The 18,589-nt window shown below is 37.6% G+C and carries 11 protein-coding genes; 8 read left to right on the plus strand and 3 right to left on the minus strand.

The genetic code is table 11. The features are described from left to right. From ACWPWS_RS06900 to ACWPWS_RS06910, 3 genes are read right to left on the minus strand one after another with little or no spacing between them, the layout of a single operon-like run. Positions 1–1,425: a glycoside hydrolase family 30 protein gene (locus ACWPWS_RS06900; protein ID WP_454046001.1), complete on the minus strand. Its 1,425-nt coding sequence runs from the start codon at positions 1,423–1,425 to the stop codon at positions 1–3. A 3-nt stretch (positions 1,426–1,428) separates the two neighbouring features. After that, positions 1,429–2,988 (minus strand): RagB/SusD family nutrient uptake outer membrane protein, encoded by a 1,560-nt coding sequence (locus ACWPWS_RS06905; protein ID WP_454046002.1) that lies wholly within the window; start codon positions 2,986–2,988, stop codon positions 1,429–1,431. An 11-nt stretch (positions 2,989–2,999) separates the two neighbouring features. Further along, positions 3,000–5,921 (minus strand): SusC/RagA family TonB-linked outer membrane protein, encoded by a 2,922-nt coding sequence (locus ACWPWS_RS06910; RefSeq protein WP_454046003.1) that lies wholly within the window; start codon positions 5,919–5,921, stop codon positions 3,000–3,002. A 176-nt stretch (positions 5,922–6,097) separates the two neighbouring features. Between ACWPWS_RS06910 and ACWPWS_RS06915 the strand changes: the two genes are divergently transcribed. From ACWPWS_RS06915 to ACWPWS_RS06950, 8 genes are all read left to right on the plus strand, one after another. Next, positions 6,098–7,282, plus strand: coding sequence for an MFS transporter (locus ACWPWS_RS06915; protein WP_454046004.1), 1,185 nt, complete (start codon positions 6,098–6,100; stop codon positions 7,280–7,282). A 16-nt stretch (positions 7,283–7,298) separates the two neighbouring features. After that, positions 7,299–8,087 (plus strand): NUDIX hydrolase, encoded by a 789-nt coding sequence (locus tag ACWPWS_RS06920; protein ID WP_309512331.1) that lies wholly within the window; start codon positions 7,299–7,301, stop codon positions 8,085–8,087. Positions 8,088–8,215: 128 nt separating this feature from the next. Then, on the plus strand, positions 8,216–9,394 hold the full coding sequence (locus tag ACWPWS_RS06925; RefSeq protein ID WP_454046005.1) for an acyl-CoA dehydrogenase family protein: 1,179 nt from the start codon (positions 8,216–8,218) through the stop codon (positions 9,392–9,394). 158 nt (positions 9,395–9,552) lie between these two features. Continuing rightward, a complete protein-coding gene (locus ACWPWS_RS06930) occupies positions 9,553–11,514 on the plus strand; it encodes a T9SS type A sorting domain-containing protein (protein WP_454046006.1) in 1,962 nt (653 codons plus the stop codon). A gap of 304 nt (positions 11,515–11,818) precedes the next feature. Continuing rightward, positions 11,819–14,614, plus strand: coding sequence for a TonB-dependent receptor plug domain-containing protein (locus ACWPWS_RS06935; protein WP_454046007.1), 2,796 nt, complete (start codon positions 11,819–11,821; stop codon positions 14,612–14,614). 21 nt (positions 14,615–14,635) lie between these two features. Next, complete coding sequence (locus tag ACWPWS_RS06940; protein WP_454046008.1) at positions 14,636–15,856, plus strand: DUF4876 domain-containing protein; 1,221 nt, start codon at positions 14,636–14,638, stop codon at positions 15,854–15,856. Between the two features lies 1 nt (position 15,857). Next, positions 15,858–17,372 (plus strand): DUF6850 family outer membrane beta-barrel protein, encoded by a 1,515-nt coding sequence (locus ACWPWS_RS06945; RefSeq protein ID WP_454046009.1) that lies wholly within the window; start codon positions 15,858–15,860, stop codon positions 17,370–17,372. A 7-nt stretch (positions 17,373–17,379) separates the two neighbouring features. Next, positions 17,380–18,519: a cytochrome-c peroxidase gene (locus ACWPWS_RS06950; RefSeq protein WP_454046010.1), complete on the plus strand. Its 1,140-nt coding sequence runs from the start codon at positions 17,380–17,382 to the stop codon at positions 18,517–18,519. Positions 18,520–18,589 lie beyond the last annotated feature (70 nt).

Here is an 18,589-nt window from a genome sequence, read left to right on the forward strand (position 1 = left end):
TTAAAAAATATAAGTTGCTGTAGAACGTCCAGAAATTGTTACAGCAGCGGTTTTACCGGCAAATTTAATATTAAAATTTTCATCTGCTTCATTATCGTTCTGCACAATTAACACTATTTTCCCAAATTGAGTCTTAAAAGCAACAGTGGACAATTTATCAGTCTGTGTAGAAGTGATACGCTGAGATCCGGCAGGAACAAATTTTGAAGCGTGGGCTATAATATAATAGGCAACATTTCTTGTAAAATTTTCACTGTCAGAAACAGTAATTGCTCCTTTACATTCCGTGCATCCACCTTCTGTATGGGGAGCAAATTTCGGATTGTTGGCAAGGTTCCATTCCAGCGCAATTTTACTCCAGTTTCTCATCGAGCCGATGATTACATTTTTCGAATGCCAGTTCAGGTCTTCGGTAAAGGTTCCTTTTGAGCCTGTCCATTGTTCGGTAAAGTATAGATTTTTGTCTGGAAAAGCATTATGTATGGTGCTTAGAGCAGAAATATCTCCTTCGTACAAATGAAAAGCAGATCCGTCTATATATTTATTTGCTTCAGAATCTTTTAAAATATCAATAGCATATTCAGGTTTATTGCAATTGTGATCGTATACAACAATTTTAGTGGTAATTCCATTGGCTTTAAAAACCGGGCCCAGATGATTTTTAATAAAATTCCCCTGCTGCTCAGACGGCATATACAGACTAGGATTATTTCCCGGATGGAGTGGTTCATTCTGAGGCGTTACAGCATCAATGGTGATGCCTTCTTTTTTCATTCCCCGGATGTATTTTACAAAATATTGTGCATATGTTCCGTAGAATTCAGGTTTCAGACTTCCTCCTTTTGATTTTCCGTTGTCTTTCATCCAAACCGGAGGTGACCATGGCGCAGCAATGATTTTAATGGAAGGATTGATCGCCAGAATCTCTTTCAACATAGCAATTAACGCTTTATCTTTTGCAAGACTGAAATTTGAAAGAGAAGGATCAGTCTGTCCTGCCGGCAGATCATCGTAAGAAAAAACTTCACCATCAAGATCTGAAGCGCCTATACTCAATCTTAAATAGCTAATGGAAATTGAATTTTTGTCATTTCCAAAAAGTTCGTTAAGCAATGCTTTTCTTTTGGCAGATGACAATCGGTTGATTACCTCAACACTTCCTCCTGTTAATGTATATCCAAAGCCATCAACATATTGAAACTTTTGAGAATCATCAATTTCAATATTCTGAAAGCTGTTGGAAGTATTTACAAATTTAACAGAAGTCTGCTGCTGTAATTTTACGCTTTCATCACCTTTTGTCAGCCAGTACTGTACTTCATTTCCTTTATGGGATGCAAGTGATGTACAGGATAAAGGAAAAAGGGCCACACCACTAAGTAGTGCGGCACCTCTAAAGAAACTATATAAGTTGTGAAACTTCATGGGTTAGTATCCAGGATTTTGTTTTAAAGCTGTATTCGGCAATTCATTGAAAGGAATAGGAAGAATTTCATTTTTATTGGCTTTAAATCCTTTGAAGGCAAGCTTAGAAGGAGCATCACCCCATCTGACAAGGTCAAACCATCTGTGTCCTTCTCCTGCAAGCTCTCTTCTTCTTTCATCTTTAATAGCCTGTAAAGAAACAGGAACTGATGCCAATCCAACTCTTGCTCTTACGGCATCTAATAATGCCTGAGCTCTTGCTCCTGAAGCTCCTAAAGCTTCAGCTTCCATGAGATAAGTATCAGCTAATCTTATCGCAATGTAATTTTGTCTGAAATTAAGCTCTGCCGGACCTGGAAGTGAGGTTTTTAAAGCATTGGTAGGTAAATATTTATTAAGGAAATATCCTGTATCTGCAAAAGCGGGCCCATAAATGACTTTACCTTCCGCCACCAGTTTTTTAGCATTGAAAACAGTCACATTCAGTCTTGGATCTCCCTGCATAAAACTGACATAATTCTCTGTTACAGTATTAAATGCCCAACCGGAATAGATATCTGGCGCATCATTATTTGGAACGCTTTTTAGTGAATAAGAACGAGGCCCCACCATCACATTGATAGAATTCCCTTCATCCTTACCCTGTCCCCAGAATCCCCAATCAGAGCTTCCTTTGTTGGTATGCATTATCTCAAGAATGGATTCTGATAAAAACTTGTATTTGTTTGGCTCCGGATCACTTTCCAAAGCAACTTTAAATAAATCTGCATAGTTTGCGACAAGCTTGTATCCATACTGACTGGTTCCTCCAGGTGTACCGTTTACCTGGGCAAATTGTGCAGCAGCTTCAGGCATTTTTTTATCATAAAGATAAATTTTACCCAATATAGCTCTTGCTGTTCCCTGTGTAATTCGTCCTTTATCACTGCTGGCAGGTGTCATCATCAGATCGGGAATAGCAGCAATCACATCATTTTCTATTTGCGCATAAACATCACCTGGTTTTGCTTGTGGTATATTCCAATAATCATCTGAAACAGTAATGCTCTTAAGAATCAAAGGGATATTCCCAAACATTCTTACGAGTTCAAAATAATATAAAGAGCGAAGAACTCTGGCTTCTGCAATATATCTCTTCTTAAGATCTTCATTCATTGAAGCACCCGGAACTTTTTCTATTACAAGATTGGCACGTGCGATTCCCTGATAGTAATCTTTCCAGTAGCTGGCCGGCATTGTATTCGGGTTGATCATATAATTATTCATTCCCTGAATACCTGCTCCATCACTAGAGCTTCCTCCACCGGAATAAAAGTCATCAGATCCTGCATTAAAGAAAGTAACTGTATTCTCAAATCCTGCAGAATATTTTCTTAAAACATCATATACGGAAATCAGCGCACTAAAAGACTGCTGTTCATTTTTAAAATATGAATCAGTACTAAATGCCCCGGAATTCTGTACTTCATCCAGATAGGAATTACTACAGCCTATATTGGTAAAACTCAGACCTGTCAGAAACGCAACGGCAAGTCCTTTATATATAAGATTTTTATTTTTCATTTTGTTGGTCATTAAAATTGAATATTAGCTCCTATAAGGAATGTTCTGGCTTGTGGATAGTAAGCTCTGTCTACACCGATAATATCCTGCTCAGAATTATTTCTTCCCGCAATTTCAGGGTCATATCCTGTATACTTTGTGAAAGTAAGCAGGTTTTCTCCCGTGATATATAGTCTTACCTTGCTCATTCCAAAACGTTTGGTAACATCCTGAGGAATAGTATATCCCAGCTGAACAATTTTCAGACGCACATAATCTCCTTTCTGAAGGTAGTAGTTAGACATCCATGAATAGTTGTGGTTAGAATCAAGGCGGGTAAGTCTTGGATTATCATTGGTAGATCCCTCACCTGTCCATCGGTCTAAGATTCTTGTCTGATAGTTGGCATCAGGCAAATCCAATCTTCTTAGCCCCTGGAAAATCTTGTTACCAGCCTGTCCTTGCGCAAACATCATCAGATCAAAATTCTTATAGCTCATATTCACAGTAAGTCCAAAAGTATATTTTGGTATAGAGCTTCCTAAGTTTACTTTATCATTGTCATCAATTTTACCATCTCCATTATTATCCTGCCACATAAAGTCTCCTGGTTTTGCATCCGGTAATAATTTTACACCATTGGCATTTACATAATTGTCAATTTGTGCCTGATTTTGGAAAACGCCGCTATATGTTTGTCCGTAAAATGATCCGTAAGGCTGCCCTACTGCTACTCTGGATACTGCTCCCATAGTCTGGAAAGAAGCCAGGTTGAAGTATTCAATATCATCTTCTAGTCTAAGAACTTTGTTCTTTATGGTAGCAAAGTTACCATTCACCGAGATGCTGAAATCCTGCCAATTCTTTTTGTACCCCAATTCAAGCTCTATCCCGGTATTCTCCATATCCCCTACGTTTGACCAAGGTAAATTAGGAACTCCTACATAACCTGGGATATTGATTTGTCTAAGAATGTCTGTTGTTTTCTTTTTGTACCAGTCTGCTGTAAGGGTAAAATTGTTGAATAATTTCAAATCCGCAGCAATATTCAGCTGGCTGGTTTGCTCCCACTTCAGGTTTGGATTTTCAAGCGTACTTGGTGCATAACCAATAATGATATTATTACTGGAGTTGGTATAATTACTTCCGGAAACCATGAAACTTGCATATCTGAAGTTATCCATTTCATCATTTCCTAATACTCCGTAACCTCCTCTTACTTTTAAATTATTTACTACTTTATTCTCCGGCCAGAAGTTTTCCTTATGTACATTCCATCCCAGGGACATCGATGGAAAAGTTCCCCAATGCTGATTGGTAGCAAATTTTGAAGAACCATCTCTACGAATCGTTCCTGTGAATAAATATTTGTCTGCATAATCATAAATAATTCTACCGAAATAAGATGCTTTACGGGTTTCAATTCCATCCCATCCTTTCGCAATAATATTATCCGGAGAAGTATCGAAGTTGAAGGAAGCATCCTGCCAGTTATCAATAGGTAGATTACTGTAAGTCAAGCTGGTTCCCCCTGCAATATTGTATCGGTAAACTCCCTGACCAACCATAATGTTGATATTATGATCACCAAATTTATTCTGGTATGTCAGCGTATTTTCCATACTCCACTCGAATTTATTTTCCTCCACCTTATTCAAACTGTTGAAGTTGGTATTGTTGAAGTTAGGACTTAAATAATATTTTGGTGTGAAAGTACGGCTTCCCCAATAGGATTTCTTACCATTTAAACTTGTTTTGAAAGTGAAGTGATCAAGAAACTTAAGCTCTGCAAAAACATTCCCCACAAAATCATCAGACCAGTTATTATTCCCCTGCTGTATATGACGGAAAGCCTGAGGATTGGTCATTTCATTATTTACATATCGGGAAATTCCATAAGGGCGTCCTTCAGAATCACGGATGATATAAGGATTGGTATAACCACCCGGGTCCACCATAGACCAGTCTGTAACCACAACCGGAGTGGTAGGGTCCAGGTTAACTGCTGAAGCCAACGGCCCTCCAAATTCTTCATTCGCGCTTATCCCCTGAGACTTCACATGGGTATAGGCAAAGGTTTGACCTATCGTCAGATAGTCTGTCACTTTATGGGTTGAGTTAAATCTAGCATTGATTCTTTTGTAGTAAGAAATATCACTCAATACAATACCCGACTGATCAAAATATCCGAATGATGTATAGTAGGTTGATTTTTCATTACCACCCGTAATGCTTACTTCATGAGACGATTTTTCCCCTGTTCCGAAAATAGCATCCTGCCAGTTGGTTCCTTTTCCAAATGATTCAGGATTAGTAAATCTGGGAGCTTGTCCATCATTGACAAAACCTTCATTGATAATTTTTGCATATTGTGTGGCATCTAAGAGATCCAGTTTTTTAGAAGCATTGGAAAAACCATAGAATCCATTATACGAAAGGGTCAGTTTTCCTTTTTTTCCTTTTTTGGTGGTAACCAGGATTACTCCTTTCGCCGCAGAGACTCCATAGATTGCAGATGAAGCTCCATCTTTTAAAACTTCTATACTTTCTATATCCGACTGGTTAAGCCATCCGATATTATCTACCACAATACCGTCTACTACCCATAGCGGACTGTTACTTCCCGCTCCAAAACTGGTAATCCCCCTTACACGCACGGTGGCAGCAGCTCCAGGCTGTCCTGAATTCGTAACAACAGAAACACCGGCTGCCCTTCCCTGTAAAACCTGTTCCGGCTTACCAGATGGAATGTTTTCTATGTCACTGGCTTTAATACTCGCTATAGCTCCTGTTACATTACTCTTTTTCTGAGTACCGTACCCAATGACTACCACTTCGTCTATTTTGTTTTCTTTCGCAAGTGTGTCCTTCGCCTTGCTGGTCTGGGCACTGAAGTTGGCCGTAAAATAGAGGACGGCAACCACTCCTACGCTTCTTGATATTCTTACATTCATATACAGTTATTGTTTAATTCTCAAATTGAGACAATAAAAATATATTTTTTTTTAATTAATTAACATTCTATTCATAAATATTTTAATTTTTCTTTTATTTTTCAGGGTTAGAAGCCCTATCTTCGCATCAATATTTCATAAAATTTCATAAAAAATTAATAAAGTTATCTCCCAAAATGATCGTCAAGCCATCCAAAATTTCTCTTCCACTAAAACTTACCTTTCTCATTTTTTCAATGGTTTTAAACTGTATGGGATTGGTGATTCTGCAGTTGTCAGAAGAGAAAATCACCTATGGGGAACTGGGGCTTTTAGAATCTTTTAAAGATTTACCCATTGCTTTTATTTCGCTTTTTGCCGTGAGCTTTATCAATAAAACCGGACCTAAAAAAGCATTGATTCTGGCCCTGGCTATTGTTGGATTCTGTTCCTGCCTTCTTCCTTTTGTAAAAGTTTTCTGGTTTTATAAATTGTGGTTTGCTATTATAGGAGCCTGTTTCGCTATTGGCAAGATCTGTGTTTTTGGAATTATCAGGAATAATATTTCGGATGAAAAATCTCTGGCAAAGACCATGAATAATGTAGAAGCCTCTTTTATGATCGGAATTTTCGTAGTAAATACAGGTTTTGGATGGGTGATTTCCAGTCAGTATTCGGAATTCTGGAAGTTTGGTTTCTTGCTGATTGCTTTATTATCTGTATTGACTATTTTTCTGCTTTCGAAGATAGAAATAGTAGAGTCCAGGCCTATGGAAAGCAAAAGTATTCTCTCAGAACTGTCAGGGTTTACCACCCCTACAGTAGCTTTGTTTTTAGGAGTGGTCTTTTTTATTGTCTTCGTAGAGCAAGGATTCAATTCATGGCTTCCTTCTTTTTATAAAAACCACCTGAAAGTCAATTCATTTTTTGCGCTTCAGGCCACTTCTTTTCTATCCATTTTTTCATATGCCGGGCGAACGGTTACTGCCAATATTATCAAAAGGTTTTCATTACCCAGATATTATATTACTTGTATGACTTTTATTGTCACCTTACTGGTCATTATACTGGGGGTACAATATTTTGAATCTGAAGATTCCAGATTCTTACTTTTTTTATTTCCGGTTATTGGCTTGTTCCTTTCACCCCTCTACCCTGTGATCAACTCAAGAATGATTGCACAGGTGGATAAAGATAAAATTAATCTTTTCACCTCTCTTATTGTGATTTTTTCTTCTCTGGGTAGCTCTGTAAGCTCTATTATTATGGCTGTTTTGTTTGAAAAGCAATTGTTGAATTATTATCCATTATACATCTTATCTTCTGTAATTCTGCTTTTTGTGATTAGTTTTATATATTTTACTGTCACAAATAGAAAATAGTTTTATTTTTACTGCCATGAAAATCAAAGACACAAAAAGTAAAGAAACGCTACGGGAACTCATTGACACAAAAGATTTCGTAGCACATATTTCTGTAGACTGCACCATATTCGGCTTTCATAATAACATTCTGAAAGTTCTGCTTTTAAAATATCATGATCTGGATCTATGGTCACTTCCTGGTGGTTTTGTTTTCAATGATGAAGACCTTAGAGAAGCTGCTGAAAGGGTTTTGTTTGAAAGAACCCATCTGAAAGGATTATTTTTAAAACAGTTTCACACCTTTGGAAGGATAGACCGTACAGAGAACAACGTTCATCAGATTCTCCTTAAAAATAAAGGAATAACCGTTCCTGAAGATCACTGGATTTTCCAGCGGTTTGTTACAGTAGGATACTGCAGCCTTATCGATTTTTCACTAACTGATACTTTCCCTGATGCTTTCAATGAAAGCTGTGAATGGTTTGAAGTAAACAATCTTCCTAAAATGGCATTCGACCATGACAGAATTATAGAGACAGGTCTTGAATATCTGAGAATGAATATCAATACAGAGGTTGCAGCAAGTAACCTGCTTCCTGAAAAATTTACAATGAAGGACCTTCAGGCTCTTTATGAAACTATTTTAGGACAGAAATTCAGAAGAAATAATTTTCAGCGAAAAATTCTAAGTTTAAATATTCTGGACAGAATGGAAAAACTGTATGACGGTTCAGCGAATAAAGCCCCCTATCTGTATAAATTTAAAAGTAAGGTTCACAACTCTACCAATCAGTATCCTATCTCCAATGATGAGGAGTCATAAAATAAAGAATTTATCTTATAAATAAAGAAAAAGGGCATTATCTGTCTGAAAACCAACTGAAATATAAGTTTTCAAAAAAATTTTCATGACACCACGAAAAATGTTACTTTTAACCAAATCAAAAAATCATGTCATATTATCCTCTTACAAGCATCCCTGATTATTATGGAATTGATGCTTTACTTACCGAAGAACACAAACTAATCCGCCAATCTGTAAGAGACTGGGTTGAAAGTTTTGTAATGCCGCAGATAGATCAGGCCGCTCAAAATCATACAGATATCCCTAATCTTATGAGAGAATTGGGGAAAATCGGAGCGCTGGGACCTTATATCCCGGTTCAGTATGGCGGTTCAGGATTAGACCAGATTTCTTATGGTCTGATTATGCAGGAATTGGAAAGAGGAGATTCTGCAGTACGTTCTGCTGCTTCAGTACAGAGCTCATTGGTGATGTTTCCTATCAATGAATTCGGTTCTGAGGAACAGAAAATGAAATATCTTCCTAAGCTTGCTGCCGGAGAAATGATCGGGTCTTTTGGATTAACAGAGCCCAACCACGGTTCTGATCCTGGTTCTATGGAAACGTATTTTAAAGATATGGGCGACCATTATCTTTTAAATGGGGCTAAAATGTGGATCACCAACTCTCCTCTATGCGATATCGCTGTGGTATGGGCAAAAAATGAGGAAGGAAAAGTACAGGGATTAATCGTTGAAAGAGGAATGGAAGGTTTCACCACGCCTGAAACTCACAATAAATGGAGCTTAAGAGCTTCCAAAACCGGAGAACTGGTATTCAATAATGTAAAAGTACCGAAAGAAAACCTTCTTCCGGGAGTAACCGGACTGAAAGGTCCTTTATCTTGTCTGAATTCTGCGAGATACGGAATTTCATGGGGTGTAATTGGTGCTGCTATCGACTGCCACTGTACTGCAGTTCAGTATTCTAAGGAAAGAAAACAGTTTGGGAAACCAATCGGTTCTTACCAGCTTCAGCAGAAAAAACTGGCTGAATTCTTAACAGAGATTACAAAAGCTCAGTTATTATGCCTTCAGTTAGGAAATCTTAAGAATGCTCATAAGGCAACTCCGGCTCAGATTTCTATGGCTAAGCGTAATAATGTCAATATGGCTATTGAAATTGCCAGAGAATCAAGACAGATTCTTGGCGGTATGGGAATTATGGGTGAATTCCCGATGATGAGACACGCTGCTAACCTGGAGTCTGTGATTACTTACGAAGGAACACATGATGTTCATTTACTGATCACTGGTTTAGATATTACAGGAATCAACGCTTTCTAAAAAAGATAAAATAGAAATAAAGAGTCTGGCCAATGGTCAGACTCTTTTATTTTACTCACTTTGCAGAGAATTGATATTCACTGAATAATTATTGATACTCTAAAGTTTTTGTTGTTTTATTGAAATTATTACCTTAATACCAAACAAAAACAAACAATATGAAAAAAATCACAACTTTTTTACTAAGTCTTACAGCACCATTTTATTTTGCCCAACAAGCTGGTGATGTTGTAAGTGCCGAACAGAAACTGGATTTAACCCCACAGGGAGTCGTCAATTTTATAGCCAATAATCTTGGAGACCAGAATGCCCCGGAATTTTCCAACTATCTCAATAGTTTTAATATCGGCCTAAAAGGTTATAAGATTACCTATTACACCAAAAACGAAAATAATGTTCTTGTAAAAGCCACCGGATTGCTTATGTACCCTAATGTACCCTTCAAACTCTCAACAGTTGTGTCGGATCATGGAACCACAGACAGCAGAAATAATGTTCCTTCTAATTTCAAAGGAGCTTTAACAGCAGGGTTTGTGGTTGAACTATCCTATGTACTTAATGGATATATTTTAATGGCACCCGACTACGTAGGGATGGGAACTGGAGAAGGAACTCACCCTTATGTAGATTACGCTACAGAAGCCGGAGCTACCATTGATTTTATCACAGCAGCAAATAAAGTATTGGCACAACTGAACATTAAACGTTATGATGAATATTTCTTAGCCGGATATTCCCAGGGCGCTCATGCTGCAATGTCAACATTAAAAAGATTAAGTATTTCGAATCCCAACAATATCAAATTCAAATATGCCTATATGGGAGACGGGCCTTATGATTTCTCAGGAGTTACTTTAAATAAAGGAGTCTTGGAGAAGGATATTTATCCGTTTACCTCATTTCTGGCCAATGTTCTTCATACCTGCAACAATACAGGATATAAAACCTATAATAATGACATTTCAGAAGTTATTTCTGCAGAATATCTCGATAAGTACAACTACCATGTTATTCAGGATAACGGAGGTTTGTTATGGGGCCCTGTTTTATGGAGAAAACTCTTTACCACCAGCTTTGTTAATGATGTCACCAATAATCTCAATAATAAGCTCAGACTATGTATGAAACCAAAGGATGTGTATGATTGGTACAATAAAACTCCCATGACATTAGGACATTCTACGATAGATCTTGCTATTCCACCTGAAAATACTTCTAAAACCATTGATGTTCAACGTGGATATTATCCATGGTGGGATCTGAATAAGTATAAACTGGATTCTTTTTACTGGGGGCCACTCGGTCATGTAGGGGGAATTCTGCCATTTACATTAGCCTCCAATGCTAAGTTCAATACGCTGAGAAGCGGCGGTCTTCTTAATGAGTGGGCTATTGCAGGATCAATTTTCGGTAAACAGTCGGTAGAAACAACCACTGAAAAACCTTCCTTCCTGTCTTCGCAAATCAAACCGGAGCTGGGAACCATGCAGCTGGTAGAAATTACAGATTTCAATAAAGAAAAAGCACAAAGCAGAATGGCTGGTGACTACAGCAGTTTATCAAGTCTAAAAGACGGAGTTTATCTGCTTAAAGTATCGGAAAACAATGAAAATACCATAATTCCGTACATCAAAAATACGCCTAAGGAAGTTGCTGAAAACGAGATCGTACAATCTATGAATGCATCGGTTTTACAATTAAAAGTAAATCAGGATGAACTTACTGCTGTGAATATTTTTGATGAAAATAAAACTCTTGTTAAAAGTATTTCTCAAAAACAATATCATGAAGCCGGAGGAATTAACATTCAGGACCTGGAAAACAAAAACTATACGTTTGAGGTGGTTACTCCTTACTACAATCTTCAGTTCAGTAAAGCGGTTGGAGGTACATTATCACCGGAAAACAGTACTGATATTTATACTCAAAGGCAACAAATTGTAGCTAAATCCAGCAATGATATTAAAAACATCAGCATCTATAGTATTTCCGGCGCCCTGATCATTCAGCAGGAGGTTAATAAACCAGTATTTGAATCCAGAAACCTTGATCCTGGTGTATACCTGGTACAAATCACGCTTTCCAATGGAAAAGTCATTAATAAAAAAGTAAAACTGTAAAATCAATCACTCTTCTATATCTCATTTCAAGTTAATTTTTGGCACTTCAGCAATGAAGTGCTTTTTTTATATCATAACAATCCCGATAACTCCACAAAAAATAATTGGAGATAAAGCAGTTTCAAAATAACATAAAATTATGTAATTCGCTATTAACAATCATTTTACATTATCCAATTTTAATTTTTCGCAAAAAACTTCTCACAATGGCATAAATGATTCTTGTCATTTATTTTAAATTATTCTAAATAAAATTAGCAATCTTATACTGAGCCTGCTACTTTTGCCGAAAGAATAATGCCAGATGGTACATAATGACTCCCGATTCCCTTTGAGGCTCCGATTTTTCAGTTTTCTTATTTTTATCATTACGATTACAGCAGTCAAGTCCCAAAATCTACAGTTCGCAATCAATTTTGAAATAAAAATCAAGGATCAGCCTTTAGAAAAAGGTTCTGAAATCAAGATTTTCGCTCATGAAAATACCTATTCAATAGCTACTGACGAAAAAGGAACAGCCTCAATCCTTCTTTCTCCTGGAAATTATCAAGTTGAAATATGGAAAAATGGGGTTCTGGGACATTCGGGTAAAATATCTGTGACAAAGGCTGAGACCTTTACGCTGCCATTTCTGGAGAAAGTCAATACCATTGAAGAAGTAGTGATTACTGCTAAAGAAGGAAAAGGACTTACCTCCTCCTCTATCATCAATCAGCAGGCAATGCAGCATTTGCAGCCGTCAAGTTTTTCTGATCTTCTGGAACTTATTCCCGGTGGAAGATCAAATGATCCGCTTCTTAATCAGGTCAACAGCATTAGTCTCCGTGAAACCGGAAGACCTGGTACAGATTACAATACGTCCTCAATGGGAACTACTTTTTTGGTTAATGGAGCTCCTTTAAATTCCAATGCCAATCTGCAGTATTCTTATGATTTTTTAGACAAAACCAATAACGGACTCAAGCGAAGGCTTAGCATAACCAGCGGTGTAGATATGCGAACAATTTCTACAGATCAGATTGAGAGTGTGGAGATTCTTCGTGGAATCCCATCTGTAATCTATGGAAATCTGACTTCAGGAATTGTAAAAATCACCAATAAATCCGGATATACAAAGTGGAAAGCCAGATTTAAAGCAGACGGCTACAGTAAACTTTTTGCAGTGAGTAAAGGTTTTGAAAATAAAGAAAGTGACCTGAAAATCAATGCAGGTCTGGACTATCTGAATGCAAAAACCGACCCAAGAGACCGCCTTGAAAGCTATAAAAGGATAACCGCTCATCTCGCAGTCATAAAAGAGAAAAAATGGGATCACGGAATTGCTACGTGGCAAAGCAACCTTAGTTATACAGGTTCACTGGATGGTTCAAAGTCGGATCCTGATATAGACTTGTCTGAACTCAATTCTTATGAGGTGAATAATCACTTTTTGAGTCTTTCCAACTTATTCACTTACACTAAAAATGAACCGTCATTTTATCGTTCAACGGAAATTCAGGCAACCGCCAACCAAAGATTCGACAAAATAAAGCAGACCAAATTTATTCAGCTGGAAAACGCAATGGCCTTTCCTTTATCCACACACGAAGGAGAATACGATGGTTATTACCCTGAACCCCGTTACATCTCAAATTATACAGTAGACGGAAAACCTCTCGATCTGTTTGTCAAAATGGTTAATAACTTCCAGATTAATTATAAATCGGTAACGCATGAGTTTAATGCAGGATTTGACTGGCAAATGAGTAAAAACTGGGGCAAAGGACAATTATTTGACATCTACAGACCGATTGATCCCAAAGCCACATTCAGACCGCGGGCTTACCACGATATTCCGGCCTATATGACTTCTGCATTGTTTCTGGAATCTGTAAACTCATTACATGCGGGCCGACATACCCTTATACTGGCACTGGGATTAAGAGGAAATACAATGATGAACCTGCCTTCCTACTTCAAAATGAACGGAAAATTATACGCAGACCCAAGAGCTAACTTCCAGTGGGAGCTTCCCTCTTTTGATTGGATGGATAAAAAAGCAACCTTAGCATTAACATTAGGATATGGTAAGCAGAGTCTCTTCCCTGATCTTAATCTCCTGTATCCTGAACTTATTTACAAAGATATCCAGCAGCTGAATTATTTTCACAATAATCCTGACTACAGAAGAATTAATTATAAAACCCTGATTTACAACCCTCAGAATCCGAACATAGAACCAGCTGTAAATGAAAAATTTGAAGCAAGAGTTGATTTCAGTCTGGGAGCACATCAGCTGTCTGTTACGGTGTTTAAGGAAAATATGCGCAATGCATTCCGTTCCATGAATGAATATGCTTTGTATCAGTATAAAAAATATGATACTTCAGGACTGAATCATGATGCTATCACTTCTCCGCCGGATGTGAATACCCTTCCTTACCAGACAGTGAATGAAAACTTTCTTTATGCCACCCAACGAAATGGAAGCAAAGTAGACAAAGAAGGTGTTGAATTTCAATATTCCTCCAACCGAATCCCCGTGATCAACACAAGGTTTACTTTAAACGGAGCCTGGTTCCGCACAAAATATGGAAACAGTCAGCCCGTATACAGAGGAAGAGACCTATTGATCAACGGAAGACCTTATCCTTATCTTGGATTATACGAAGGAATGGAACCTAATTCGGTGAATGAAGTTTTGAATACCAATCTGATGATGGATACCTATATTCCGCGTCTGGATCTTGTTTTTTCTTCTTCATTCCAGTTTTCATGGTATTCTATGAGAAAAGTACTTCCTATGAACGGAATTCCCAGTCATTATGTGGATCAGAATGGTACTGTTCTCCCTTATAACCCGGATTCTGTAAAAGGAACAATTCTGGAAAGCCTGATTATCGCTCAGAATGATGATCTATACAACACTTCCAGAAGACCTATGGAAATGAACCTCAATCTGAAAGTAACCAAAAGCTTCAGAAATAAAACGGTTGTGGTCTCGATGTTTGCGAACAGGTTATTCAGTTATTATACCCCTTACAATATCAATGGATTTACCATTAACAGAAAAGGAGCATACGATCCTTACTTCGGAATGGAAATCAATTTCAATTTATAAACAATTTCAATTCAATAAATTATGTTAAAACATGTATTAAAAACACTGTTCATATTGTATACAGTGATGGCTATAACAGCCTGTTCTTCAGATTCGAATGAAGCACTTGAAGCAAAAACTTCATTAAAACTGGAGCTTAAAGTAGTTCCTGAAAATATTCAGGTTAAAGAATACAAAAACCTTACGATAAGTTTCAAAGAGTTAAATTCAGGGTTTACCATCACTCAGGAACTTAAAAACACCAACGTTTTGCAGGTTGTTCTTCCTTCAGGAACTTACAACGTTACTACGGAAGGAAGAATTGTATATGGTGACAACTCCGGATCGGTGGAAGCTAAAGTTGCCGGCGTACAGAACGGAATGGTCATCAATGGCAGTGAAACCAGTAAAACTTTGGAACTTGCCTTGAAATCTGGCAACAGCAGTGATCTTATTCTTGAAGAAATCTTCTTTACCGGAACCAAAACCCCACAGGGAGCAATGTACTTTGGTGACCAGTATTTTAAAATCACCAATAATACAGATAAAACGTTGTATGCAGATGGTATGCTTCTGATACAATCCAGCTTTATGACCAATGAAAAACAGGATTACAGCCCGAATATCATGGCAACTACTCTATCTGCAGGTGCTATCATCAGAATTCCGGGAAATGGAACAATGTATCCTGTAAAAGCCGGAGAATCAATTATTATCGCTGAAGATGCCATTAATCATAAAAATTTTAATCCTTCATCTATTAATCTTTCCAATGCCAATTTCCAGATTTTCAAAGAAGACTCTGATGACATTGACAATCCTGCCGTTCCGAAAATGGTGAATGTTTTTGATAAAATGGTGATTCATACGCAAGGATATTATGCTTATGCTTTGGCACGTATGCCACAGGAAATGACTCATGAAACATTAGTTGCCCAAAATACCTATACATATACCTACAACCTTACCATCAACGGTGATGTATATCCTATGGACGGAACCGCAGTTAAAATCCCTAATGAATGGATCACAGATGCTGTTAATTTAAGCGTACAGGATTCATTCCAATGGCAGGTAACTTCCCCTTCTTTAGATATGGGATGGACTTCCGTAACCACTTTTGACGGTGATAAAAATCGTTTCGGAAAAGCTGTTCGCAGAAAAGTAACAGGGAAAACAATGGAGGGTAAAAATATTCTTAAAGATACCAACAACTCCACAACAGACTTTGAACATGGTGTAAAGCCATCTTTATTCAATTAAAATGAAATATTTTCTTTCCATATCCATCCTGCTGATTTCCTTTTCAGGTGTAAAACTGCATGCTCAGATCAATGATACCATCATAGAGAAAGTACGCGAAGAATATAGCTTTGAAAGGCTTATTAAAAACAGTATTACTCTCAATCCAGCCAGCTATAATGCAGCAAGGAAGCACAGCATCACAACGTTTAATGTATTTACTGAAAAAAGCAATACTCCCAGTCAGCTGCAACAAAAAGGGAGAGGTAAAAACCTATGGGGCGCAGAAGTTTACAGCTTACAGAAGCTTGATGATAAAACAGCTGTATGGGGCAATGCTTCCTATACACAGGGGAAAAATAAGCAGGTGGTATGGAACGAAAATTCAGATTATGACCTTATTTATCCTTATGTAGCGGCGGACAGTGTAGGCGGAGATATGAAATTTGAAAACTATAGTTTTTCAGGAGGCTATTCCAAAAAAATCAATACCTATACTTTGGGGATTACAGGAAGCTATCAGGCAACATTGAGCTATCGGGATATTGATCCCCGACCGAAAAATACAGCAGCTCATTTTTCTTTGGCAATGGGAGCTGATAAACTGGTATTCGGGAAATTCAGAGTTGGAGCCTATGCAAATGCTGAAAAATATACTCAAAAACATTATCTGAGCTTTGTCAGCAATCAGGGATATCCTATGATCTATAATATGAGCGGGCTCGGAAATTACAATGAGCTGCTTTCCGGAAAACTGCGCCAGGCTTATTACGAAGGCTGGTCTTATGGAGGAGGTTTACAAATTTTTGAAGCTGACAGCAGAAACTGGTACTTGAATATGGGTATTAAAAAGTTTAATCTTGATAAACTCTTGACTGAATATGCAGATCTCAATGCCTCAAAAATTAATGAACAGCAATTTACCTTTTCAGCCGGAAAATTCTTTAACTCGGGAAAAACAGTCTGGGGAATTTCCGCTGAAGGAAACAGCACAGAAAGAAAAGGAACTGAAAACCTGTTCCTGAATGAGAACTCAAGAAATTATATCCAGATTGGAAGTGTGGAAAAATACAATCACAAGATCAACAGTATAATTTTTAAAGGTCTTATCCAAATGGGCAATGAAAAAACAAAATCATCTTTAATTCCCTTTTTTGGATGGATTCAGGAAAAAGAAAAATACAGCAGTCCAGCATCAAGAATAGAATTAAGTAAACTTATGTATGGAGCAGATTATCAATGGCTGAAAACCTTCAACCATCAACAGACACTCTCTGTAGTAGCAGGGCTTTCAGCAACCAATGTTTATCAAAAGAATGCTCTGTTCAATAATTCAGGAAAACCAGCCATCAATAGTATGCTTCAGGAAAACTATGCTTTTCAGTCTTCAGATTTGTGGCAGGCAAAACTTGATGTTCATTTTCATTTCAGCTTTCCTGTTGTTAAAAATGCTTTTGTAGGAGGCAAGATCATGTACAGTAATTTTAAAACTGGCAGCAATACTTTATTGGCAGTCAGTATAGGAAGTATTTTTTAAACATATTATGATAAAATTTTCAGATCTTAAATTAGTCGCAGTTCTCGGGGGAATTTCCCTTTTCTTTATGCAGCATACTTTTCAAAAGTACAGGGTTGATTATGGAGAAACGGTAGAACAATATAAAAAGCCTGTAAAATTCTGGCCAAAACCCACAGTGGATGCAGAAGTGAACTGGAGAGAATTTGAGGCTATAGACTGGGATTCCAACTATTATGACACGCAGGAACTCCCTGAAGTAATGCTGGGAAAAAAACTGTTTTTTGATCCTAAACTGTCATCATCCAGCCAGGTATCCTGCAGCAGCTGCCACAATCCTGAACTGGGTTGGGGAGACGGCCAGGAAGTAGCATTGGGAACAGACCATTTGCAGGGAAAAAGAAATACACAGTCTCTTTATAATATTGCAGACCGTCATTCTTATTTCTGGGACGGAAGAGCTAAAACATTGGAAGAACAGCTTGTAGGACCTATTTCTGCTCATAACGAGATGAATATGAAGCCGGAAAAACTGGCCGGAAAACTATCGAAACTTAAAGAGTACAGACAACTCTTTAAAGAAGTATATCAATCTGATAAAATTACATTTGACAAAATCGCAAAAGCTCTGGCAACTTTCCAGAGAACAATCAGAAGCCAGCCCAGCAAACTGGATAAATTCCTGAAAGGTGATTATAAAGCGATGAGTGACAAGGAAATTTACGGAATGCATCTATTCAGGACTAAAGCAAGGTGTATGAACTGTCACTACGGAAAAAATCTTACAGATGAATCCTTCCACAATATAGGACTTACCTACTACAAACGGGAATATGAGGATCTTGGGCTCTATCATATCACCAAAAACTCAGATGATACAGGGAAATTTAAAACTCCTTCTCTGAGAGATCTCGATTATACCGCTCCATGGATGCACAATGGACTGATGGACGATCTGCATGGGGTGGTCAGCTTATACAACAGCGGCATGCAGATGATTAATCCTACCCCCGAAGAAAAGAAAGCTGATCCTAATTTTCCGGTAACCGATCATCTGATAAAACCTTTACATTTGAATGAACAGGAAATGGATGCTATTGTTTCATTTTTAAAAAGTATGTCCGGAAGTTATTATAAAATGCCCAGACCGGAGATTCCCAGAAAATAGATTAAAACAGAATAAATAATTGATCCTGATAAACAAAAATCCTTTTATCTAAAGTGACGGTTTAGATAAA

The organism is Chryseobacterium sp. Marseille-Q8038 (assembly GCF_965111995.1).